Genomic DNA, 23205 nt, shown 5'->3' with positions numbered 1-23205 from the left:
TACGCGCCGTGTCGGACGGTCCGTTGCAGCAGTCGGAGCATCCGGCCGGCCGGAGGGTCTGCCTTGTGTTGCCGGCCGAATGAAGGCGAGGTATTCGGAATTTTGACAAAAAAAATTACTTTTGTACTGTTCACTACCGATTATGAAACCAAAACATCAATCTATGAAAGCCTTGTTCTGGCCGGTCTTCTGTGCCGGTTTCCTGTCGCTTTGTTCCTGCGGGCCGCGTGTTGCGCGGGTCGAATCGGTCGATATCGTGCCCCGTCCCGTGACGGTCGAAGCCTCCGACGGGGCGTTCGATCTGACCCGGTCGACGAAGATATGCCTGTTGTCCGACGACACGATGCTGTTGCGCAGCGCCGATTTCTTCAACGGATTGCTGCAACCTTCGCTCGGCCGCGCGCTGAAAGTCGAAACGGGAGCTTGCGCCGATTCCGACGCGATCCGCGTCGAGCTGGGCGATCTGGCGCCCGAAGCCTATGAGATCAGCATCCGTCCCGAGGGCGTGCGGATCGTCGGGGGCAGTCCCGCCGGCGTCTATTATGCGTTCCAGACGATACGCCAGCTGTTGCCCGAGCCCGTGCTCCGGGGCGAGAAAGCCGGCGTTGTCGAGCTGCCCGTCGTCGAAATCGCCGACCAGCCTTATTTCGCTTACCGCGGAGGTATGCTCGACGTGGGCCGGCACTTTTTCTCGGTGGACGACGTCAAGGAGTTCATCGACATTCTGGCCATGCACAAGATCAATCGCTTTCACTGGCATCTGACCGAAGACCACGGCTGGCGGATCGAGATCAAGAAATATCCGGAGCTGACACGCGTGGGCGCGTTCCGCGACCGTTGCGATCTGGACCCGGCCGCGCCGCTCGATTCGGTGCCTTACGGAGGATTTTATACGCAGGACGAAGTGAAAGAGATCGTGCGCTATGCGACCGATCGCTTCATTACGGTGATTCCCGAAATCGAAATGCCGGGTCATTCGACCGCTGCACTGGCTTCCTATCCTTATCTCGGATGCCGGGGCGAGGATTATAAGGTCTCGTCTGTCTGGGGCGTCAAGGAAGACGTGTATTGCGCGGGCAACGATTCGACGTTCGCTTTTCTTGAGGGCGTGCTGACCGAAGTGGTCGATCTGTTCCCCTCCGAGTACATCCATATCGGCGGGGACGAGTGTCCGAAGGTCCGCTGGAAAGCCTGCCCGAAATGCCAGAAACGGATTCGGGACGAAAAGCTCAAAGACGAGTTCGAACTGCAGAGCTATTTCGTGCAGCGTATGGAGAAATTCCTGAACGGCAAAGGTCGGAAGATCGTCGGTTGGGACGAGATCATGGAAGGAGGGCTGTCCAAGACGGCTACCGTCATGTCGTGGCGCGGCGCGGCCGGCGGCATCGAAGCGGCCAAGAGCGGCAACCATGTGATCATGGCTCCCAACACGCACTGCTATCTGGACTACTATCCGACGCGCGACATCGAGAACGAGCCCCGGGGAATCGGCGGATTCCTGCCCATCGAAATGGTTTATGCGCTCGATCCGTACGAGGGTCTCAACGCGCATGAGCGGGAGTATATCCTCGGCGTTCAGGGCAATCTGTGGACCGAATTCATTGCCGAGCTCGATCATGCCGAGTACATGTTGCTGCCTCGCTTGGCCGCGATTGCCGAAGTAGGCTGGTCGTACGACCGGAAGGACTATCCCGATTTTTACCGGCGTATGGCCTCGCTGCGCAAGCAATACGATATTAACGGGTACGACTACGGCAAGCACATGTTCGCCGCCGACAGCGCGGCGACGGCTCCTGCCGGTCGATAACGTACACGGGAAGCTGGCCTTTGTGTTCCGGAAAGCCTTGCGGACCGTCCGCAGGGCTTTCCGGTTCGTTCGGCCCGGGGGCGGGATGTTCTCGGGTTCAGGCTCGCACAGGTTTTCAGGATTTGTGCCGGCGTCGGACCGATACGCGCGGAACTTCGCAGGCAATACCGGAAAGGCGTCGGAAAATGGCCGGTACGCCGCCGGGCCGACCGACCGTCGGCCGAACGTTGCTCGATTATGAAAAAATGGATTTGGATATGGGCTGCCGCCGCGCTGGTGGGCTGCGGCCGGCATCTCGAGAGGGTCGGGTCGGTCGATATCGTTCCCGAGCCTTCGGATGTCCGTGTCGGCGAAGGCGTCTTTTCGCTGACCCGACGGACCGAGATCCGTCTTTCGGACGGGGACTCCGCGCTGGTCCGTACGGCCGAGCTTTTCGGCGGGCTGGCCGGAAAGTCGCTGGGCAGGCCGCTTGCGGTCGTCCGGGGCGGCGGACAGGAATCGGGAGCGATCTGCGTCGCATTGGGCGATCTGCCGGCCGAGGCTTATGTGCTGAGCGTGCGCTCCGACCGGATCGATCTGACGGGGGGCTCGCCGGCGGGCGTATTCTACGGTTTTCAGACGCTCCGACAGATGTTGCCGGAGTCCGCCCTGAGGGGAGAAAAGGCCCGGGCGATCGATCTGCCCGTGGTCGAAATCCGCGATGAGCCCCGCATCGGTTACCGGGCGTTGTTGCTCGACGTGGGACGGCACTTTTTCGGTCCCGAGGAGGTCAAGTCGGTTATCGACCTGATGGCGATGCACAAGCTGAATCGCCTGCAATGGCATCTGACCGAGGATCAGGGGTGGCGGATCGAAATCCGGAAGTATCCGGAACTGACCCGCCGGGGTGCCTGGCGCGACCGCTCCGACCTGCGGCCGGCCGAGGACGGGCGTCCCGAGAAGGACCCGCAGCCTTACGGAGGGTATTACACCCGGCAACAGGTGCGCGAAATCGTTCGTTACGCGGCCGACCGGTTTATCGAGATCGTGCCCGAAATCGAAATGCCCGGACATGCGATGGCCGCGCTGGCGTCCTATCCTTGGCTCGGCTGTCTCGGCGAAGGCTACGAGGTCCCCTCGCTGTGGGGCGTAAAGGAGGACGTGTACTGCGCGGGCAAGGACTCGACCTTCGTCTTTCTGGAGGATGTGCTGACGGAGGTGACCGATCTGTTCCCTTACGGGCTTGTTCACATAGGCGGCGACGAGTGTCCGAAGGCCCGTTGGAAAGAGTGTCCCCGCTGCCAGAGACGCATGCGGGACGAGGGCTTGGGCAGCGAGGAGGAGTTGCAGAGTTATTTCGTGCGCCGGATCGAGCGCTTTCTGGCCTCGAGGAATCGGCGGATGGTCGGCTGGGACGAGATTCGTCAGGGCGGACTGTCGGAGACGGCCATCGTGCTGTCGCGCAAGCGCGAGCAGGGGCTTCGCTCGGCGCTCGAAAACGGCAACGATGTGATTATGACGCCCTATATGAATTCCTATTTCGATTATTATCAGGGCAGTCGCGAGACCGAGCCGCTGGCTTTCGGCGGCTTTCTGCCGTTGCGGACGGCTTACGATCTGGACCCGTTCGAGGGCTTGAACGCAGAGCAGTCGCGCCGGATTCTGGGCGTGCAGTGCAACCTGTGGACCGAATTCGTTGCGACGCTCGACCATGCCGAGTATATGTTGCTGCCCCGACTGGCGGCTTTCGCCGAACGGGCTTGGACGGGAGGCGAAGGGAACTATCCCGATTTCCTGAGGCGTTTGGAGTCGCTGTCGCGGCTGTACGACGCGCAGGGATACGAGTATCGGGATTTCCGGCCGGAAGCCGATAGCCTGAGGGCATCGCTGGGATCGTAGGAACGTCGCTGCGTGTCGGTTTTGCCGGAACGCCGGTGCCGGACGGAACGGAGCCGATCCGGAAAAGATGCCCGAGCATTGCGTTCTGAGGCCGGTCGTCCGGTCGTCGCCTGTCGTGCGTGAGGCTGTCGGGAATGGTTTGCCGGGATGCGCATTCCGGCGGAGCGTAACTCGGGCGGGCCGGCTTTCGGATAGCGGGCGCCGTTTGGCCGTCCCGTCGCTCGGGCGGGCACGAGCGGGAAATAGGGATGTGTGCGGAGGAGTATTCCGGTCCTGTATGGCAATGCGTGAGAAATGAACATATCGAGTCGTGTATAGGAATCTTTGGGAATATGTCGCCGCGCTGGAGCGCGCCGGCGAGCTGGTGAGAGTCGCCGCCGAGGTCGATCCGGTGCTGGAGATCGCCGAGTTGACCGACCGCGAGTCGAAACGTCCGGGAGGCGGTCGGGCGCTGCTGTTCGAGCGGACGGGCACGTCTTTCCCCGTCCTGACGAACATGATGGGCTCCGACCGCCGGATCGCCCTGGCGCTGGGCGTGGAAAGTCTCGACGACCTGACCCGGCGGATCGAGAGCCTGTTTTCGGAGCTGACCGCTCCGAAAACGTCGTTGTCCGACAAGCTCCGCATGCTGCCGCTGCTGGAGCGGATGTCGCGCTGGCTGCCCCGGAATCGCCGGGGACGCGGGGCGTGCCAGCAGGTGGTCCGCACGGGCGACGAGGTCCGGCTCTCGGAGCTTCCGGTTCTGAAGTGCTGGCCGTTCGACGGCGGACGCTTCGTCACTTTCCCGCTGGTCCACACGGTCGATCCGGAAAGCGGCGTCCGCAACGTGGGCATGTACCGGATGCAGGTCTTCTCGGAGCGTTCGACCGGAATGCACTGGCATGTGCACAAAACCGGCGAGAGACATTACCGGGCTTACCGTCGGCTCGGCCGTCGGATGCCCGTGGCGGTCTGTCTGGGCGGCGATCCCGCCTACGCTTACGCCGCGACGGCTCCGATGCCGGACGATCTGGACGAGTATCTGCTGGCCGGGTTTCTGCGCGGCCGTCCGGTCGAGCTGGTGCGATGTCTGACCTGCGATCTGAGGGTTCCGGCCGACTGCGACTTCGTGATCGAGGGATACGTCGATCCGTCCGAGGAGAAGGCGGTCGAGGGTCCGTTCGGCGACCATACGGGCTTTTACTCGCTCGAAGACCTTTATCCTGTTTTCCACGTTACGGCGATTACCCGCCGCCGCGATGCCGTCTATCCTGCTACGATCGTGGGGGTTCCCCCTCAGGAGGACGCCTACATAGCGAAGGCGACCGAGCGGATTTTTCTGGCGCCGATCCGCCGGGCGATGTTGCCCGAGGCGGACGATCTGTGGATGCCCTGGCAAGGCGTGGCCCATAACATAGCCGTCGCGAATATCCGGACGGCCTATCCGGGACAGGGATTGAAGACGGCTTCGTCGCTGTGGGGGGCGGGACAGATGATGTTCAACAAGTTTTTGCTCGTGGTTTCGACGCCGGACGACGTCCGGCAAGCCGGCGTACTGGCTTCGCTTCTGCGGCGCGTCCGCCTGCCGGAGCAGGCGCTGCTGTCGCGCGGTCCCCTCGACGTACTCGACCATGCCTCGCCGCAGGCCGGACTGGGCGGAAAGATGGCCGTCGACCTGACCGGAGTCTCGCCGGAGGATGTCCCTGCCGAGATTCGGCTGCCCGACCGCTGGGAGTTTTGCTGCGGCGTGACGTCGGTCGATTGCTCGCTGGCCGAAATTTGGGGAGCTCTGGTGCTTTTCGCCGGCCGTTCGGCCGAAGTCGATGCCGAAAGGTTCGTCCTGCGGAACGAAGTGCAGGGGGTGAGCTGGGTCGTCGTTATGGACGCCGCCGCCGAGGAGTTTCCGTTTTCCGACCGGCTGTGGCTGGCCGCGGCGGCCTGCGATCCGTCGCGCGACGTGCGGCTGAGCGGCGGTATGGCTTTTTTCGACGCGAGGACCAAGGCCGGCGGGGTCGGGGGATTCGCCCGTCGCTGGCCGAATGTGGTGGCATCCTCTCCCGAGACGATCGCCCGGGTCGACGACCGGTGGGCCGAGTATGACCTGGGAGAATTCGTCGAGTCGCCCTCGCTGCGATACCTGAAATTGCAGGAACGCCCTGGCGCTGAATTCTGAGCGTTCCGGCAAAGGGCGGTCCGTAAACGCTCGGCGGGGTCGGAACGCGGCGGAAGATTTTCCGAGTGTCGCGGAGCGGTTCGTTCCGGGCTTCCGGAGCGTCGGGCGCGGGACCGGGCGAATACCGGCGAGGGTCGGAAGACGGAATGGAATGTGTTTATCCAATCATTTAAAAATATTCAGAGGAACTTAAATCTCAAATAAGAGAGAATAGAGTTTCATACTTTGCCATACCGAATCTCGAGAAACGAAACCTTTATATTAAATTCGGACATAATGTTCGGATTCCTAAAGTTATATTGACAGAAAAGGCCGAATAAAAAATTCTGGGATTTGTCGCTGTCAGATTATTTTATTACCTTAATCTCAGTTGTTCGGGACTGTGAATCCGGATGCAAAACACGGGAAAGAGAACCGTTGCCTTTTCGTTACTTCGTCTTATTTTAAAGAATGTAATAGCCCGATTAGCAGGATGTTGCATTAATTTAAAGGAATTCTGATATAAATTTCTTTTGTAATGAATGACGCGGAGCGGATGAAAGAGCGTGTACGGGATTTGTTACGGTCGCTCGCGGCCTTTTCCGACCGGGAGGGGCGGCGGATTCTGCTGTTCGTACCGTTGCTCGTCGCCCTGTCGCTGCTGTTTTTGTGGCTGGGCAAGCCGAGATTCGAGCGTAGCTTCGCCCTGTGGGCCGACGCTGCGGCCGATTCGGCCCGTCGGGTGCGGTGCGAGGAGTTCCGGAAAGCGGATGCCGCCGGAGGGAGATCGCGTGCGTCTTCCGCCTCCGATTCCCTGTTCGCGTTCGATCCCAATACGGTCCGCGAGGACGAGTTGATCCGTCTGGGCTTCACGTCCCGTCAGGCGGCGGGCATACTGCATTACCGGGAGGCGGGCGCCGTTTTTCGCCGGGCCGAGGACTTCTCGCGCTGCTATACCGTTTCCGACGAGATGTACCGGCGGCTGGAACCCTATATCGAAATCGGCGCGCCGTACCGAGATAAGCGGACGGAGTTCCGCTCCCGGCCCGAAAAACGAGGAAAGGGTCTGCCTGCCCGTGGGGTTTCCGTTCCGTTCGCCGTGCGGTCCGACTCGGCGGAGCTTTCGCCGGAAGCGGGCTCGGCGGCGGATGTTTCGGAACGACCGGGAAAGGACTCCCTTGCTTCCGACTCCCTATTCGCGTTCGATCCCAATACGGTCCGCGAGGACGAACTGATCCGTTTGGGCTTCACGCCGCGTCAGGCGGCGGGCATACTGCATTACCGGGAAGCGGGCGCCGTTTTTCGCCGGGCCGAGGACTTCTCGCGCTGCTATACCGTTTCCGACGAGATGTACCGGCGACTGGAACCCTATATCCGGATCGGGGCGGATGTCCGCTCCCGCAATGCCGGGGTGGCCGGATCGTCTCTTCGTCCGGAGACGGCGGCCCCGCTCGAACTGAATTCGGCGGATTCGGCCGTGCTGGTCGCGTTGCGCGGGATCGGGCCGCTGACGGCCGGTCGGATCGTGCGTTATCGGGAACGGCTCGGAGGCTATGCTTGCGTCGAGCAGTTGCAAGAGATCGAGGGTATGACCGACAGGAATTATCGGCTGATTGAGCAACAAATTTTCGTCGACAGTAGTAAAATTAAAAAAATTGATATTAACTTTGCGCTCCCGAATCGGATGAAAGGTCATCCCTACATCGGGAACAAGTTGTTGGACCGGATACTGAAATACCGGCAATTGAAAGGAGGTTGGCGTAGTATAGAGGATTTGACAGAGCAACATATTCTGACCGCGGAGCAGGCCGAGAGGCTGCTGCCGTATCTCTGTTTCAGAACGAAATGACTACGCGCGGTACGCGCATACATACGATCGAACGAATTTCAATTACCAGTTTAAACCGAAAAGCAAAATGATTATCATGCCGATCAAAGAGGGCGAGAACATCGAGCGCGCTCTGAAGAAGTTCAAAAGAAAATACGAAAGAACCGGCGTTCTGAAGGAACTCCGCCGTCGCCAGTATTTCACCAAGCCGTCCGTCGTGGCGCGCGAGAACAAGCTGCACGCGATCTACGTGGAACACATGGATCGCGACGACGAGTAGCCTTCGGCCGGCCCCGGAAAGGGGGCTCCGAGCATAGGAAGCCGTCCGGAAGCAATTTCCGGACGGCTTTTCGATTTGAAATTCCTATCTTTCGACATTGTTTCAGCCCTGTGTTCGAAGACTATCTGACATATCTGCTCGCCGAGAAGCGCTACTCGCCGCTGACGGTCCGCGCCTATGGCGACGACATCCGGCAGTTCGCGCTTTTCTGCCTGCGCGCAGGCGATCCGGAGACCTGTTCTGCCGAGGATTCCGGCAGCGAGGGCGCGGCGGAAACCCCTCTGGCCGGACCCCGGCTCGTCTGTCCGTTACCCGAAGGGTTCGATCCGGCTCGGGTGAGGGGCGACGATCTGAGGGCTTGGATCATGTATCTGACCGGAGAGAAAAAGCTGTCGGCCCGCAGCGTGAATCGGAAGATCTCGTCCGTCAAGTCGTTCTATCGCTTTCTTCGCAAGCGCAAGATCGTCGACAGAGACTTGTTCGCCCGCATTACGGCGCTGAAAACGCCGAGCAGGCTACCTTCCTTCGTCGAGGAAAGCCGGATGAATAGTCTGGTCGACGAGCTGCTGGATCCGTCGGACGACTTTCTGGCGCAGCGCGACGCGCTCGTGATCTTGCTGCTCTACGCTACTGGCATACGTCTTGCGGAATTGCTCTCTTTGCGGATCGATGATTTTTCCGACGATTTCGATATTTTGAAAATCAAGGGAAAGGGAGATAAGGAACGGATCGTTCCGGTGGTCGGGCCGGTGGCGGCGCTCGTGCGGCGGCATTTAGAGCTGATTCGTGCGGAGAATGTTTGCGAATCCGGGAATAATTGCCTATTTTTAACTCGTGACGGCAAGCCTATGAGCCGCACCGAGGCCTACCGCGTCGTGCACGGCGTGCTGCGCGAGGCCGGAGTGCAGGGCAAGAGCAGTCCGCACGTGCTGAGACATACGTTCGCGACGCATCTGCTGAACCGGGGGACCGACATCCGCGTGATTCAGGAACTGTTGGGCCATGCGAGTCTCGAGGCGACGCAGATCTATACGCACAACAGCATCGAGGCGCTCAAACAGGCGTACAAACAGGCCCACCCGAGGGCCAAAAAGAGATAAGGAGGACAAGCTATGAACGTGAAGATTCAATCCGTAAAGTTCGACGCCGACAAGCGGCTGGTCGATTTCATTCAGGCCAAGATGGACAAGATGGACCGTTTCGTCGAGCGTGCGATCGGGGCTCAGGTTACGCTGCGTATCGACAAGGACGACGAGCAGGGCAACAAGGTGGCTATCGTCAAGATCGACGTAGCGGGAGACGAGTTGCTGGCCGAGCGCCGCTGCAAGACGTTCGAGGAGGCGATCGACCTGTGTCTGGACGCGATCAAGAAGCAGATCGACAAGTATAAGGAAAAGCGCCGGTAGGCGGTGTACGGAAATGGAGTGCCGTTCTCCTCGCCGGGGAACGGCATTTTTCGTGCGGATTCCTTTCGGGCGGTATCCGGTAATCGCGGGCGTCCACGTTCTCTCCATCGACACGTAGCCTACATCGTCGAATGACATTTTGCTGTATTTGACTTTTCGGCGGACGATAGCAAGCCGATCGCGCGGGGCGTCATGCGAAGTCCGGAGCTCTTTTTCTGCCGTTCGACCCGATTTGCGCCGCTATCCGTAGTCGGGACCCCGAAATCTTTTCGGGCTTTAAACGCCGCGCCGGACGGCGGACCCTTTCCGTGCCTTCGGGAGGGCAGGAAAACGGGATGGAGAATGTACGTCCGGTTTCCGAAGTGAAATGGCGACGGACAGGTTGGTCTCCTACGATATTTTCGCTATTTTTATGGCAGCGCGAAAAAACGTTCCCGGTTTCCGGGCGGGACGAAAGGTTTCGATTGTCGCGAGGCGGTCCGCTCCGTTCGGATGCCGGGAATGTTACGAATCTTTTCGCGCGAACCGATGACCGAATGGACCCGAACCGAATATGACGACTTTCCGACATGCATTGATTCTTGTCCCGGCGGCGCTGCTGCTGACCGGGGCCAAGCCCGCCGACTCGCTGCGGGCGACTTTCGCCGATCCCGGCGCCGAATACCGTCCGGTGCCTTTCTGGCATCTGAACGGACGGTTGAGCTCCGACGAGATCGTCCGGCAAATCGAAGACGCGAAAAATCTGGCCGGCTTCGGCGGCGTGACCGTGCTGCCCGTTTCGCCCGGAGCGCAGCATCCGACCGGCAAGCCCTGCCCGGGCATGGAGCCGGCTTATTTGAGCCGGGAGTATTTCGACCGGTACGAGGAGATGCTCCGGACCTCGGAGAGACTCGGACAGAAGCTGATCGTGTACGACGACATCGATTTCCCGAGCGGTACGGCCGGCGGCCGGCTGTTGCGGGAATATCCCCGGTATACGCGCAAACTGCTCGAAATGCAGGAGTTCGAAGTATGCGGTCCGGCCCGTTTCGAGTATCCGTTGGCCGTCTCCGATACGTTGCGTTGCATGGCCGTTTCGGCCATGGAGACCGCCTCGCGCCGGATCGTCGATCTGGGTGCCGCCGTCCGCCGGGATACGCTGGCGTGGGACGTCCCGGACGGAGTGTGGAAAATCATGTTCTTCAATTGCCGGTATGCGGTCCATCCGCTGGTCGATTACATGGAGCCGGAGGCCGTCGGGTGCTGCATTTCGATGACTTACGACCAGTATGCGAAGCGTTTCGGACGCTATTTCGGCGGCGTGGTCGATAAAGTGTTTTTCGACGATGTGGGCTACGTGTCGATGGAGAGGACGTGGACGCCCGCGATTACCGGGCTGTTCGAGAGTCGGTACGGCCGCCCGGCCGCGCTCTACTATCCGGCGCTGTTCTACGACATCGGGCCGGAAACGGCCGCCGCCCGCGTGGCGTTCTACGATCTGAGGGCGGAGCTGATGGCCGAGGGCTATCCCCGTCAGGTCGCGCAGTGGTGCGCCTCGCACGGCCTGAGCAGCATCGGGCATCCGCCGGGCAACTATTGCACGAATCCGACCGATATGCACGGCGATATCCTGAAATTCTACCGGCATACGCAGATTCCGCTGACGGACTATATATTCTATTACGGGCACGGCCGCGACGGCTTCAAGCAGGTCGGTTCGGCGGCCGACCTGTACGACCGGCCGCTGGTCGGGGCGGAGCTGTGCGGAGCTTTCGACGCCGCGATGGACTCGCTGATGCTCTACCGCGTGACGCTCGATCTGTTCGCGCGCGGCGTCAACTATCTGGTGCCGCACGGAATGTGGTACGACCCCGCGCCGGAGCATGTGCGGATACCGCCTCTGATTTCGCCCTACAATCCGACGCTGGCTCCGGCGCTGAAGCGGTACAGCGATTTCGCCGCGCGTTCGTGCGCGATGCTGCAGGGCGGGCGGCGCGTGGCCGATGTCGCGGTACTTTACCCGATTGCGGCGGCTCAGGCCGGATTCCGTTTCGGCGGCGGGGACGAATGGGGCGAGAGCGCGCCTCCGGAGCTGGACTACCAGAGGGTAGGCGCCTTGCTGACCACCGTGTTGCACCGGGACTATACGCTGGTGCATCCCGAAATGCTGACCGACGGTCGCGTGCGGCCTGAGGGCCGGACGATGCTGCTCGACAACCGGGTGAATCGCCAGCGGTACGACGTGCTGATCCTGCCCGGCGGGAAGGTTTTCTCCGCCGAGGCGCTCGGCCGGGTCCGCGAATTCTACGAGCGTGGCGGCCGGGTGATCGCCACGAGCTGTCTGCCCGAGCGTTCGGCCGAGTTCGGCATGGACGACGCGCTTCGCAGCGAGGTAGAGGCTCTTTTCGGTTCTCCGTCCGAGCGGCGGGCGGGAACGATTCGCCGCAACGGGGCCGGGGGAGCGGCCGTCTTCGTGCCTGAGCCCGACGCCCGGTCGCTGGAGCGGGCCTTTGCCGCTTTGGAGGCCGATCCGGATGTCGTGATTGCCGATACGGCGCGGCATGCCGGCTCGGGGACCTCGTTCGGCTATCTGACGAAAATGGTCGCTTCGGAGCAGGAAGCCTCCGCCTCCGATCCGACCGGCGGAAACGGAGCCTCTTTCTGCTATATCCACAAGCAGAAAGACGGGCGGGATATTTACTTCTTTACGAACTCGTCGAACGATTCGATCTCGACGCTGGTTTCGCTGCGCGGCAGGCTGAAGCTGCAGCGGTGGGACCCGTTCACGGGCGAGACGACCGGGCTCGCCTCGCGCAGGGAGCGCCGCAGCGGCGGAACCTATACGCATTTCGAGCTCGATCTGCCTCCCGTGTCGGGCGTTTTCGTCGTGGGCGAGCGCCGCGAATAAGGAGCGGGATCCGCCCCTGCCGGGATTCCCGTGCAGGCGTCGGCACGGAGAATCGCCCTGCGCCGGACCGGATGCCGACGACCCGGCAGACGGCCGTCGGTACGGTCGGGCGTGTTCCGGAATTGCGGGCGGACCGTTCCGAATTTCCGATTACTTAACGCCCTGCGGGACGTAATCCGAACTATTTGCGTAACTTTGCTGCGATTAAGAGAGAGATTTATGGTTAAGAAAGAAAAAAAGTCCCCGAGGGGGGACAAGCGGCGGAAAGACGCCCCGGCTCTGATTGCGGAGCTGTTCCGCTCGCTGCCGGATAAGCGTTATTCGGTAAAGAGCCTGATGGCGGCGGTCGGCGCGACGACCCGGGACGAGAAGGAACGGGTGCGCGGAATCGTTCGCGATCTGGCGGCGGAGGGCGTGATCGAGCAGGTTTCGGAAGGAAAATACCGACTGAGTCACTCCGAGCGGGAGACGGTCGAGGGAACGGTCGACATGACTTCCTCGGGCGCGCTGTACGTGATCGTGGAGGGTATGGACAAGGATATTTACGTGAATGCCTCGCGAACGAGCCATGCGTTGCACGGCGACCGGGTGCGCGTGGCCATCACCCGCAAGGGCCGTACCGGCAATCCCGAAGGCGAGGTCGTCGAGATCGTCGAGCGGTCGAAGAAGAACTACGTCGGCGTCGTCGAGATGTCCGAGGGCGACGCCTTCGCGTTCGTTCGCGTCGACAGCCGCAAGATGGCGACGGATATTTTCGTGCCGGCGCGCGCCTTGCATGGCGCGAAAGGCGGCGAAAAGGTGCTCGTAAAGATCACGGGTTGGCCCGATACGATGCGCAGCCCCGAAGGAGAGATCGTCGACGTGTTCGGCGAGCCGGGCGACAACAATGCCGAGATGCATGCGATTCTCGCCGAATTCGATCTGCCGTACGGCTATCCCGAGGAGGTCGAGAAAGAAGCTGAGAAAATTCCCGAAACGATCACCGACGAGGAGATCGCCGCGCGACGCGACATGCGCGGCGTGGCGACGTTCACGATCGATCCGGCCGATGCGAAGGATTTCGACGACGCGCTCTCGATCCGCCGGCTGGAAAACGGGAACTACGAGGTCGGCGTACATATCGCCGACGTAACGCATTACGTGCATCCGGGCGACCTGATCGATACCGAGGGGCAGAACCGGGCCACGTCGGTCTATCTGGTCGACCGGACGATTCCGATGCTGCCGGAGCGGCTGTCGAACGGGCTCTGCTCGCTGCGGCCTCACGAAGAGAAGCTGTGCTTCTCGGCCGTGTTCGAGCTCGACGAGCAGGCGCAGGTGCTCGGAGAGTGGTTCGGCCGCACGGTGATCTATTCCGATCGCCGCTTCACGTATCAGGAGGCTCAGGAGGTGATCGAAACCGGTCGGGGAGATTTCGCCGACGAGATACTGAAACTGAACGGGCTGGCCCAGACGCTGCGCAAGGAGCGTTTCCGCAACGGATCGATCAGCTTCGAACGCGAGGAGGCCAAGTTCGATCTGGACGAGAACGGCAAGCCGCTGCGGGTCTATTTCAAGGAGATGAAGGAGTCGAACCAGCTGATCGAGGAGTTCATGCTGCTGGCCAACCGCAGGGTGGCCGAATTCGTCGGCCGTAAGCGCAAGGGCGCGCAAAACGCCGAGCGGACGTTCGTCTACCGAGTGCACGACAAGCCCAATTCCGACAAAATGGCCCAGTTCCGCAGTTTCGTGCTCCGTTTCGGCTACCAGATGAAAGCTGAAGGGAACAAGGCCGTGGCGAAAGAGATCAACCGGCTGATGAAGAAAATTCACGGCAAGAAGGAGGAAAACATCATATCGACGCTGGCGATCCGTTCGATGGCCAAGGCGACCTATACGACCGACAACATCGGCCATTACGGGTTGGCGTTCGACTACTACACCCATTTCACGTCGCCGATCCGCCGTTATCCCGACATGATGGTGCACCGGCTGCTGGCCCACTATCTGGCAGGCGGCAAGTCGGAGGATAAGGAGTACTACGAGCGGCTGTGCGAGCACTGTTCGGCGATGGAGGTCCGCGCGGCGGATGCCGAGCGCGCGTCGATCAAGTACAAGATGGTCGAGTTCATGCTCGACAAGCTCAACGAGGAGTTCGACGGCCATATCTCGGGCATCACCGAGTGGGGCATCTATGTCGAGCTGGAGGATACCAAGATCGAGGGCATGGTGGCGCTCCGCGACATGACCGACGATTTCTATCTGTTCGACGAAGAGAACTACTCGGTCAAAGGGCGCGAGCACGGGCGCACGTTCACGCTCGGCGACGAGGTGCGCATCCGCGTCGTAAGGGCCGACTTGCAGCGCAAACAGCTCGATTTCGATCTGGTCGCCTCGTACGACTTCGATACGAAGGAGGCGACGCCGGTCGAGTAGCGCCCGGGCGGAGACCGTCCGACGAATGAAAAGAGGGCGTGTCAGAACTGAAATGACCGCTCTCTCCAAAGTTGCAGATTGTAGCTACGAAATAGGGAAGAGTCGTATCATTGCTCGGAACAGAGCTTGATACGACTCTTCTTTTCCTTTTTAGAGATGTTCAGATTTCAAATCGAAAACCCATTTTGGCTAAAATGAGTTTTGACACACCCTCTCGTTCCGGAGCCGTTCGTTCCGGCGCTCAGCGACGCCAGAAGCGGGAGGTGATGTCCGTCATTCGGAAGAGGGATTCGGCGGGGCGGGCGGCCGTTCCGCCGTTCGGAGAACGGTCGTCCGGGGAGCCGTACCCGTCGGAATGGCTGCCGGTCCGGACGATCCGGTACAGCCGTTGGTTCGTCGTCCGGCAGTTCAGGCCGCCAAGCTTCTCCCGGTAGGGACCGAGCTTGACATAGTCGAACGCGAGCGGGTCGAACTCCGGCGGCAGCGCCGGCCGGCCCGAGTACCAGCCTGTGCGGATCGTGCCCCCGGTCGTGCGCGCGATGTGCCGCGCCAACGCGGCGACTTCGCCGGGCGCCGCGTCGCCGCCCATGAAGCAGACGCAGGTGATCTCGCGGCCGTACCGCTCCAGCAGTCGCTCCAGCGCGCCCGGGGTCAGCGCCTCTCCCTCGTCCCGTTGCAGATGGGGACTGTGGCACCCGGGGCATCCGTTCGGGCAGCCCGACAGGTTCAGCGCGAGTGTCACCTCGTCGGGAATTTCCTGAAAAACGATATCGTATCCGGCGTATTTCAGCATGATGTCGGGGTGGTTTCGGTTACGGCGGCCGGAGCGGTTTCCGTCTCTGCGGCAGCATGGTTGTAATGGCGTGCGGCGGCCTCTTTCTGACGCGGCTTCGAGAAGTTGCTCACGCGCTTCAGGTAGCCGATCACGCGCGTCAGATAGTCCGTGTTGCGGCTGTGGCAGACGGGGCATTCTTTCAGGTAGCGCTTGTCGATGTGGCCGCAGTCGTTGCAGACGGTGTTCGGAATATTGAACGTGAAATAGTTCGTCCCCTCGCGGGCAGCGACGCGCAGCAGCTGGCGGTACTGCGCTTTCGACAGATGCTCGTCGAGATTCATGTGCAGGGCCGAGCCGCCGGTCAGGTGCTCGACGTAGCGCCGTCCGTGCAGCCGGAACTTGTCGAGCACGTTCAGGGACGGGTCCTCGACCGCATAGAAGTAGCTGTTGTAACAGTCGCGCGGGACGACGTAGCCGTCCTCGCGGTCCCATTTGGCATGCTTGACGCCCACGTTCTCGGCGGGGATCATCTCGCAGTTGAACAGCACGTCGGCCGTCCGGTACTGTTTGTTGTACTTCTCGACGATTCCGAGCACGTCCTGCACGAAGGCGGCGTACTGCGGGTTGTCGCTGATCTCGATGCCGAGGAACTCGGCCGCCTCGACAAGTCCGTTGACGCCGATGGTCAGATACTGGCGGCCCATGGTGATGTATCCCGCGTCGAACAGCGGCAGCATGCCTTTCGACTGCAGATGCTTCAGGTTCTCGTTATAGGCGAGCTGGAATTTGTGCATGCGGTCGACGACGTCTTCCAGAAACTCGGTGTAAGGCCGTCCGTTGCGTACGGCGTATTGGATGCAGCGATTCAGATTGACCGTCAGCACGCTTTTCGACCCGGTCGATACGCCGCCCGCCCCGAGCGTGTAGCTGAAACCGTTGTCCTGAATCTCGTTGCGCAGCCGGCAACAGCTGCTCAGCGAGTCGGCATTGTCGCTCATGTAGGTGAAGAACGAGTGGCCCGCCGCATACATCTCGGCCGTCAGCTCGCCGTATTCCTTGTCCTTTACGTCGCCGTTCTCGGACAGCAGGGCCATCGTCTCGACGGGAAAGGTGAGCACCGTCTTGGTCCGCTCGTCGTTGAACCAGCGCATGAAGCGGCGCTGCAGCCAGTCGAGCGAATCCCAGTCGGGCCGCGATCCGTCGGGGAAGAAAAAGTTGCCGAACAGGCTCTCGAAATAGTAGCGGTCGTAGTAGGCGATGTTCCAGAAAACGGCTTGGAAATTCCGCGCGCCGGTCGGCTGGTTGATCGAGTAGACGACTTGCTCGAAGCAATCGGTGATGACCTTGTCGAGCGTACGGCGCTTGAGCGACAGGTCGACGACGCGATCCGGATCGCGGTAATAGTCCGGGCCGTACTCCTGCCCGATGAAGTAGTTCAGGTACATCAGGAACTCGGGCGTCGCGCAAGCGCCGCTGAGCATGCTGCTGACGATGAAGACCATGTTGACGAATCCTCCGCAGAACGATTTCAGGTTCGTCGGCTTGGTCGAGTTGCCGCCGATCGAGATCGTCCCGCCGACGAGCCAAGGGTACATCGTGATGCTGGCGCAGTAGTTGGCCATGCTCGTCTCGTCGTTCTTGTAGATGAAATGCCGGTCGAGCAGCTCGATGTAACTGTCGGCCATCTCGCGGCCGTACATCTCTTTGATCCGGTCGCACAGCAGCCGGCGGTTCAGCCGGATGAAGTTGCGCTTGGGGAGCTCGCCGATCAGCGTGGCGATGTTCTTGTTCTCGACGTTCGCGTTCGCGTCGTACTTGCTGCCCGTAGCCGGATTCTCGGCGTTGCAGTAGTCGACCAGAAAGGCGAGCTTGTCGCGTACCTCGCGGTCCTCGAAATGCTGCTGCCGGTAGATGATGAAGGACTTGGCGACGCCGTAGTAGCCGTGGCTCATCAGCGTCAGCTCGACCTGATTCTGGATTTCCTCCACGCTCGTCCCCTCGTGGATGTAAAGGCAGGAGGTCAGCTTGCCGAGCGTTTCCGCGGTCGGTGTCTGGCCCACGGAGCGGAATGCCTTTTCGATGGCCGCCGTGATTTTGTCCATCGAAAAAGGTTCGTGCTTGCCGTCCCGTTTGACGATGTTGAAACTGGTTCCGTTCATTGCAGTATCGTTTTTGTTCGTTGCATGTCGTTTGCCGGGGGCCAAGCCCGCGACCGAAAAACGGAAATCTGCCTTGCGGAAAAACTGGGGAGGAGGGGGAGGCGCGTCTGCGCGCGAGCAGACCGCACCGGTCCGCGTCGGTGTCTCCTTGCCTTAACTCCCGAAGGCGGAAATTCGTTTCTCGTGTCCGGCAGGTCTTCTGACTGATCCCTTCCCTTGGGCGCCTTCCCGCAAACGGATTTGCAGTGGCCTGTTGCCCTCGGTTCGGCGGGAATCACAGCAGCGGGTACTGTCGCCGAATTTCACGGCGTTCCCTCTTTCGGGCGCGAAGCGTCGCGCCGCCGAAACAATGTAAAGGTAGGCACAAATCCGGCCCGGCTCCGGTCAGGTCCGTGCAAAGTATCGACTTTTTATCAACAATTACGGGATTCGTCTTTCAATTTTTCGATAAACGGATGATTGCGTACGGTTTTGTGCCGGTCGGCGGACCGGGACCTGCAAAAATGTCCGGGCTGCGGCCGGGCTCGCTGTTTCGGCGGGCGAACACGGCGTTCCCGTGCCTTGCCGGAGCCGGGAGAGCTTCGGAAGTCCGCTGGCTCGGAGGCGGTCCCTGCCTCGAACGAACCGCCCTTTCGGCATGTCCGGGCGAGAGATTTCAGATCGCCGGCCGGTTTCCTGCTACCGGATAAAATTTGCCGATGAAAATAAAATAACTTGCTTCTCTCGCCTTTGTAAATTGATAAAGGGATATTCGACAGCGGGCTGACCGCTAAGGAAAATCTGTTTGCCGAAGGATTTTTACGGGTCCTGAGATCATGGCTTTCGAGAGTGCCAGAGGTGTCCGACACATCGTGCTTCCGCACCGGCTCGACGGAAGACCGGCGGATTCACTCGTGCCATAACCTTTGACCGGGAAGCTTTTCGAGAAACGCAATGTATTGTGAATTGGAAAAAAAACAAATTTACCTGAAAACGTCGATCCGATATTTATTCGGATTGTAACAGGACAAGTGCTTATGCGTTCTGTCAGCCAACGACCGTGGCGACGATCCTGCGTGCGCCGCCGTGATTGCGGAACTCGCACAGGTAGATGCCCTGCCACAGACCGAGATTCGGCCGGCCGGCCGTAATCGGGATCGTCAGCGATACGCCGGCGAGCGTCGATTTGGCGTGCGCCGGCATGTCGTCGTCGCCTTCGAGCGTGTGAGCGTAATAGGGCTCGCGTTCGCGGATCAGGCGGTCGAACACGGAGGCCATGTCGGAGCGCACGTCCGGGTCGGCGTTTTCGTTGATCGTCAGGGCGGCGGAAGTGTGCTGCAGGAACAGGTGGAGCAACCCCGCGCGGGGCAGCGGAGGCAGTTGCGCGAGAATTTCGTCGGTTACCAGATGGCAACCGCGCGGACGGGGGCGCAACGAGAACTCGGTTTGCGATACCATAGGGCAAGAAAGGTTTATGATCGTATTTTCCCGAGGGCGGAGGAGTGCCGTTTTTGCCGGCTGTCTTCCTGCGCGGGAGGGAAATTTCTGTCGGAGCGTTATGCAAATGTTTCTCCCGACGGAAACCTTTCTGCAAAATTAACGCTTTATTCCGGGAATGCGGCGGGACTCCGGGGCTTTCGGTCGCGATTGCGTCGCAATCCGTGCGGGAAATGTGGATAAAATGTTACAATTTTGATTCCGCAGCGCGTGTTTTGTATGAAAAATTTCGTTATTCCAAAAATCCGTTGTATATTTGAAGCCGATTTGCGCTCAGTAATTGCGCGATTATCCGGTGAGGCGAAGGGAATTTAGCCGAGACGGTTAAATTTTTAGTGCATTCCGTTTGTGCATTAAGAAATTATTCGTACTTTTGCCAACCCTAAAATGCTGTGAACTGCCGATGTAGCTCAGTTGGCCAGAGCAGCTGATTTGTAATCAGCTGGTCGGGGGTTCGAATCCCTCCATCGGCTCGGTGGCGACGACGTCTTTCCGGGCCGCGAGAGGGGAGCGGAAAGAGTCGGCGGAAACAAGTTCTTGAAATTCGAGTATCGGGCGGATACCAGAGTGGCCAAATGGGGCAGACTGTAAATCTGCTGTCTTTCGACTTCGGTGGTTCGAATCCATCTCCGCCCACACGGTCCGCCGGGCCGTCGCCTCCTCCCGAAAGGACGGAAGCGGAGCCCTGCGGAGAAACGAAAATTGCGGAAGTAGCTCAGTCGGTAGAGCATTAGCCTTCCAAGCTAAGGGTCGCGGGTTCGAACCTCGTCTTCCGCTCATGCTGCAACGACGGTTGCCCGGTTCAGGGAACGGACCGGCTGTCGACGGGTGCGGACGACGACTTAAGGATATTGAGGGACAATTATTCCTAAAATAGATTACAGATATGGCAAAAGAAAAATTTGACAGGTCCAAACCGCATGTGAACATCGGTACGATCGGACACGTAGACCACGGTAAAACTACTCTTACCGCTGCAATTACCACGGTTCTTGCAAAGAAGGGTCTTTCTGAACTCCGCTCTTTCGACTCGATCGACAACGCTCCCGAGGAGAAGGAACGCGGTATCACCATCAACACCTCTCACGTGGAGTACCAGACGGCTAACCGTCACTACGCTCATGTGGACTGCCCGGGCCACGCCGACTATGTGAAGAACATGGTGACGGGCGCCGCTCAGATGGACGGTGCGATTCTGGTCGTAGCCGCCACCGACGGTCCGATGCCTCAGACCAACGAGCACGTGCTGCTGGCGCGTCAGGTGAACGTTCCGAGAATCGTCGTTTTCCTGAACAAGTGCGATATGGTGGACGATCCCGAGATGCTCGACCTCGTCGAGCTCGAGGTGCGCGACCTGCTGAGCAAGTACGATTTCGACGGCGACAACGCTCCGATCATCCGCGGTTCCGCTCTGGGCGCTCTTAACGGCGAAGCCAAGTGGGAAGACAAGGTCATGGAGCTGATGGATGCCGTGGACAGCTACATTCCGCTGCCCCAGCGCGATAACGAAAAGCCTTTCCTGATGCCTGTCGAGGACGTGTTCTCGATCACCGGCCGCGGTACCGTGCTGACGGGCCGTATCGAAACCGGAGTCATCAAGGTGGGCGATCCGGTGGAGATCATCGGTCTGGCCGAGAAGTCGCTGACTTCGACCTGCACCGGCGTGGAGATGTTCCGTAAGCTGCTCGACGAGGGCGAGGCCGGCGACAACGTGGGCCTGCTGATGCGCGGTATCGACAAGAAGGAGGTAAAGCGCGGTATGGTCGTTGCCAAGCCGGGCTCGATCACTCCGCACACGAAGTTCGAGGCCGAGGTCTATATCCTGAAGAAAGAGGAAGGCGGCCGTCACACTCCGTTCCACCACAAGTACCGTCCGCAGTTCTATCTCCGTACGCTCGACGTGACGGGCGAGGTAGAGCTTCCGGAAGGCGTTGAGATGGTGATGCCGGGCGACAACGTGTCGATCACCGTGACGCTGATCTATCCGGTGGCCTTGAACGTCGGTCTGCGCTTCGCTATCCGCGAGGGCGGCCGTACGGTCGGCGCAGGCCAGATCACGAAGATCATCGAATAATATCGATACGGTTCTTTCCGAGGGCGGTTCCGACCGCCCTCATCTTACGAGTGTAGTTCAAGGGTAGAATAGCGGTCTCCAAAACCGTTGATGGGAGTTCGAATCTCTCCACTCGTGCCAAAAATCTACTGCAATGAGATTTATAAACTACGTTAAGAACGCCTATGCCGAGCTGGTTCAGAAAGTGTCCTGGCCGTCATGGAGCCAATTGTCGAACTCGGCGGTAATTGTTATGACAGCTTCCCTGTTATTCGCCGTGGTCGTGCTCGTGATGGACCAGGCGTTCGAGAACCTGATGAAGGCCATATATAGTATTCTTTATTAACCCTTTGTCGAAAGGAGAAGTAAAGATGAGCGAAAAAGAGCAGAAGCAGTGGTACGTGATCCGTGCCATTGGAGGCAAGGAGAAGAAGGTAAAGGAATACATCGAGACGGAAGTCCACAACAATCATCTCGAAGACTTTATTTCTCAGGTCCTGATTCCGACCGAGAAGGTTTACCAGATCAAGAACGGTAAAAAGATCAGTCGGGAGAAAGTCTCTTATCCGGGCTATGTACTGGTCGAAGCGGCTCTCGTAGGCGAGATCCCGTTTATGCTTCGCAATACTCCCAACGTTCTGGGCTTCCTCGGAGACACGAAGGCATCCACGATGGAGGCGACCCCTCTGCGCCCCCAAGAAGTGAGCCGTATCTTAGGCCGTGTCGACGAACTGAGCGTAGGGGAGGAGGAAAACGAGGTTCCTTTCTTCGTCGGCGAAACCGTCAAAGTGACCGATGGCCCGTTCTCGAGCTTTTCGGGTACGATCGAGGCGGTGGACAACGACCGGAAGAAACTGACGGTTTCCGTGAAGATATTCGGACGCAAGACTCCTATGGAGTTGAGCTTTATGCAAGTGGAAAAAGAATAATTAACCAAGGAAAATTATGGCAAAAGAGGTTGCTGCGTTTATTAAACTGCAGATCAAGGGTGGTGCCGCGAATCCTTCGCCTCCGGTAGGTCCCGCATTGGGCTCGAAGGGAGTCAATATCATGGACTTCTGCAAGCAGTTCAATGCGAGAACTCAGGATAAGGCGGGGAAGGTGCTTCCTGTCATTATCACCGTATATGGCGATAAGTCTTTCGACTTTGTCATCAAGCAGCCGCCGGTAGCCGTACAGCTGAAGGAAGCCGCGAAGATCCAGTCGGGGTCTGCCGAGCCGAACCGCAAGAAGGTCGCCAAGGTATCTTGGGACCAGATCCGCGAGATCGCTCAGGACAAGATGACGGATATGAACTGCTTCACGCTGGAGGCTGCCATGCGCATGGTAGCCGGTACGGCGCGCAGCATGGGCATCGATGTCGATGGTGAATTTCCTAACGCGTAATGGCTAAAAATTACAGACAATGAGTAAGCTGACCAAAAATAGAAAACTGGTGCTTTCCAAGATTGAGCCGAACAAGGTGTACAAGCTTGGCGAGGCGGCCGCTCTTCTAAAGGAGATTACCTTTACGAAATTTGATGCTTCCGTCGATCTGGACGTGCGGTTGGGTGTCGATCCCCGCAAATCCAACCAGATGGTGCGCGGCGTCGTGACGCTGCCCCACGGAACGGGCAAGTCGGTCCGCGTGTTGGTTCTCTGTACTCCCGACAAGGAGAAGGAGGCGACCGAGGCCGGCGCCGACTACGTAGGTCTGGACGAGTACGTCGAGAAGATCAAGGGCGGCTGGACCGATGTGGACGTGATTATCACGACTCCCAACGTGATGGCGAAGGTCGGAGCGCTCGGACGTATTCTGGGCCCCCGCGGCCTGATGCCTAACCCCAAGACGGGTACCGTGACGATGGAAGTCGGCAAGGCCGTCAAGGAGGTGAAGGCCGGCAAGATCGACTTCAAGGTCGACAAGTTCGGTATCGTTCACTCGTCGGTCGGCAAGATCGCGTTCTCTGCGGAGCAGATCGCCGACAATGCCAGCGAGTTCATGAATACGATTCTGAAACTCAAACCGACGACCGCGAAAGGCACTTACGTGAAAAGCATATTCCTCTCTACGACGATGAGTCCAGGCTTGCAGATAGATCCCAAATCGGTTGAAACTAAATAATTGAAA

At 59.6% G+C, this 23205-nt stretch carries 17 protein-coding genes, 4 tRNA genes and 1 riboswitch; of the genes, 18 read left to right on the top strand and 3 right to left on the bottom strand.

All coding sequences use genetic code 11. The features are described from left to right. The first annotated feature begins 163 nt into the window (after positions 1-163). From NQ491_RS06165 to rnr, 9 genes are all read left to right on the top strand, one after another. Positions 164-1807 (top strand): beta-N-acetylhexosaminidase, encoded by a 1644-nt coding sequence (locus tag NQ491_RS06165; protein ID WP_019246033.1) that lies wholly within the window; start codon positions 164-166, stop codon positions 1805-1807. A 237-nt stretch (positions 1808-2044) separates the two neighbouring features. Continuing rightward, positions 2045-3685: a beta-N-acetylhexosaminidase gene (locus tag NQ491_RS06160; RefSeq protein ID WP_019246032.1), complete on the top strand. Its 1641-nt coding sequence runs from the start codon at positions 2045-2047 to the stop codon at positions 3683-3685. Positions 3686-3995: 310 nt separating this feature from the next. After that, entirely contained in the window at positions 3996-5837 is a 1842-nt protein-coding gene (locus NQ491_RS06155) for a menaquinone biosynthesis decarboxylase (protein ID WP_019246031.1), read from the top strand. 517 nt (positions 5838-6354) lie between these two features. Next, entirely contained in the window at positions 6355-7665 is a 1311-nt protein-coding gene (locus NQ491_RS06150) for a ComEA family DNA-binding protein (protein WP_051012990.1), read from the top strand. 67 nt (positions 7666-7732) lie between these two features. Beyond that, a complete protein-coding gene (gene rpsU, locus NQ491_RS06145; RefSeq protein ID WP_019246029.1) occupies positions 7733-7924 on the top strand; it encodes a 30S ribosomal protein S21 in 192 nt (63 codons plus the stop codon). A gap of 110 nt (positions 7925-8034) precedes the next feature. After that, positions 8035-9024: a tyrosine-type recombinase/integrase gene (locus tag NQ491_RS06140; protein WP_019246028.1), complete on the top strand. Its 990-nt coding sequence runs from the start codon at positions 8035-8037 to the stop codon at positions 9022-9024. A gap of 12 nt (positions 9025-9036) precedes the next feature. Then, positions 9037-9330 carry a ribosome hibernation-promoting factor, HPF/YfiA family gene (gene hpf / locus NQ491_RS06135; protein WP_019246027.1) on the top strand — a complete coding sequence of 98 codons (294 nt, stop codon included), beginning with the start codon at positions 9037-9039 and terminating at the stop codon, positions 9328-9330. Positions 9331-9883: 553 nt separating this feature from the next. Beyond that, the gene (locus NQ491_RS06130; RefSeq protein ID WP_026089673.1) at positions 9884-12217 is read left to right on the top strand and encodes a glycosyl hydrolase; all 2334 of its coding nucleotides are present in this window, start codon (positions 9884-9886) and stop codon (positions 12215-12217) included. A gap of 219 nt (positions 12218-12436) precedes the next feature. Further along, positions 12437-14632, top strand: coding sequence for a ribonuclease R (gene rnr / locus NQ491_RS06125; RefSeq protein WP_019246023.1), 2196 nt, complete (start codon positions 12437-12439; stop codon positions 14630-14632). 241 nt (positions 14633-14873) lie between these two features. Here the strand turns inward: rnr and NQ491_RS06120 are convergent, their stop codons facing one another. The 3 genes from NQ491_RS06120 to NQ491_RS06110 all read right to left on the bottom strand — a co-directional run bounded on the left by NQ491_RS06120 (position 14874) and on the right by NQ491_RS06110 (position 19003). After that, the gene (locus NQ491_RS06120; protein WP_019246022.1) at positions 14874-15425 is read right to left on the bottom strand and encodes a radical SAM family protein; all 552 of its coding nucleotides are present in this window, start codon (positions 15423-15425) and stop codon (positions 14874-14876) included. Beyond that, positions 15419-17566 carry an anaerobic ribonucleoside-triphosphate reductase gene (gene nrdD, locus NQ491_RS06115; RefSeq protein ID WP_019246021.1) on the bottom strand — a complete coding sequence of 716 codons (2148 nt, stop codon included), beginning with the start codon at positions 17564-17566 and terminating at the stop codon, positions 15419-15421. The genes NQ491_RS06120 and nrdD overlap by 7 nt, the downstream gene beginning before the upstream one ends. 172 nt (positions 17567-17738) lie before the next feature. Further along, positions 17739-17927: riboswitch (cobalamin riboswitch) on the bottom strand. Positions 17928-18592: 665 nt separating this feature from the next. Next, the gene (locus tag NQ491_RS06110; RefSeq protein WP_019246019.1) at positions 18593-19003 is read right to left on the bottom strand and encodes a secondary thiamine-phosphate synthase enzyme YjbQ; all 411 of its coding nucleotides are present in this window, start codon (positions 19001-19003) and stop codon (positions 18593-18595) included. 438 nt (positions 19004-19441) lie between these two features. On the opposite strand from NQ491_RS06110, the gene NQ491_RS06105 reads away from it, so the two are divergent. The 9 genes from NQ491_RS06105 to rplA all read left to right on the top strand — a co-directional run bounded on the left by NQ491_RS06105 (position 19442) and on the right by rplA (position 23199). After that, a tRNA-Thr gene (locus NQ491_RS06105) sits at positions 19442-19515 on the top strand. 80 nt (positions 19516-19595) lie between these two features. Next, positions 19596-19678 (top strand) — tRNA-Tyr (locus NQ491_RS06100). A 68-nt stretch (positions 19679-19746) separates the two neighbouring features. Beyond that, positions 19747-19819, top strand: a tRNA-Gly gene (locus tag NQ491_RS06095). A gap of 109 nt (positions 19820-19928) precedes the next feature. Continuing rightward, the gene (gene tuf, locus NQ491_RS06090; RefSeq protein WP_026089672.1) at positions 19929-21116 is read left to right on the top strand and encodes an elongation factor Tu; all 1188 of its coding nucleotides are present in this window, start codon (positions 19929-19931) and stop codon (positions 21114-21116) included. A 46-nt stretch (positions 21117-21162) separates the two neighbouring features. Beyond that, positions 21163-21236: transfer RNA gene (locus tag NQ491_RS06085), tRNA-Trp, on the top strand. A gap of 13 nt (positions 21237-21249) precedes the next feature. Beyond that, positions 21250-21441: a preprotein translocase subunit SecE gene (gene secE, locus NQ491_RS06080; protein ID WP_019246017.1), complete on the top strand. Its 192-nt coding sequence runs from the start codon at positions 21250-21252 to the stop codon at positions 21439-21441. A gap of 25 nt (positions 21442-21466) precedes the next feature. Beyond that, positions 21467-22024 carry a transcription termination/antitermination protein NusG gene (nusG, locus tag NQ491_RS06075; RefSeq protein WP_019246016.1) on the top strand — a complete coding sequence of 186 codons (558 nt, stop codon included), beginning with the start codon at positions 21467-21469 and terminating at the stop codon, positions 22022-22024. 16 nt (positions 22025-22040) lie between these two features. After that, the gene (rplK, locus tag NQ491_RS06070; protein ID WP_019246015.1) at positions 22041-22481 is read left to right on the top strand and encodes a 50S ribosomal protein L11; all 441 of its coding nucleotides are present in this window, start codon (positions 22041-22043) and stop codon (positions 22479-22481) included. Positions 22482-22500: 19 nt separating this feature from the next. Then, positions 22501-23199, top strand: a complete 699-nt coding sequence (gene rplA, locus NQ491_RS06065) for a 50S ribosomal protein L1 (RefSeq protein WP_026089671.1) — start codon at positions 22501-22503, stop codon at positions 23197-23199. Positions 23200-23205: the final 6 nt, after the last annotated feature.

The sequence above is a fragment of the Alistipes ihumii AP11 genome, assembly GCF_025144665.1.
Classification (GTDB): Bacteria; Bacteroidota; Bacteroidia; order Bacteroidales; family Rikenellaceae; genus Alistipes_A; species Alistipes_A ihumii.
The sequence above is the reverse complement of the archived record's forward strand: the minus strand, read 5'-3'. Positions and strand labels throughout refer to the sequence as shown.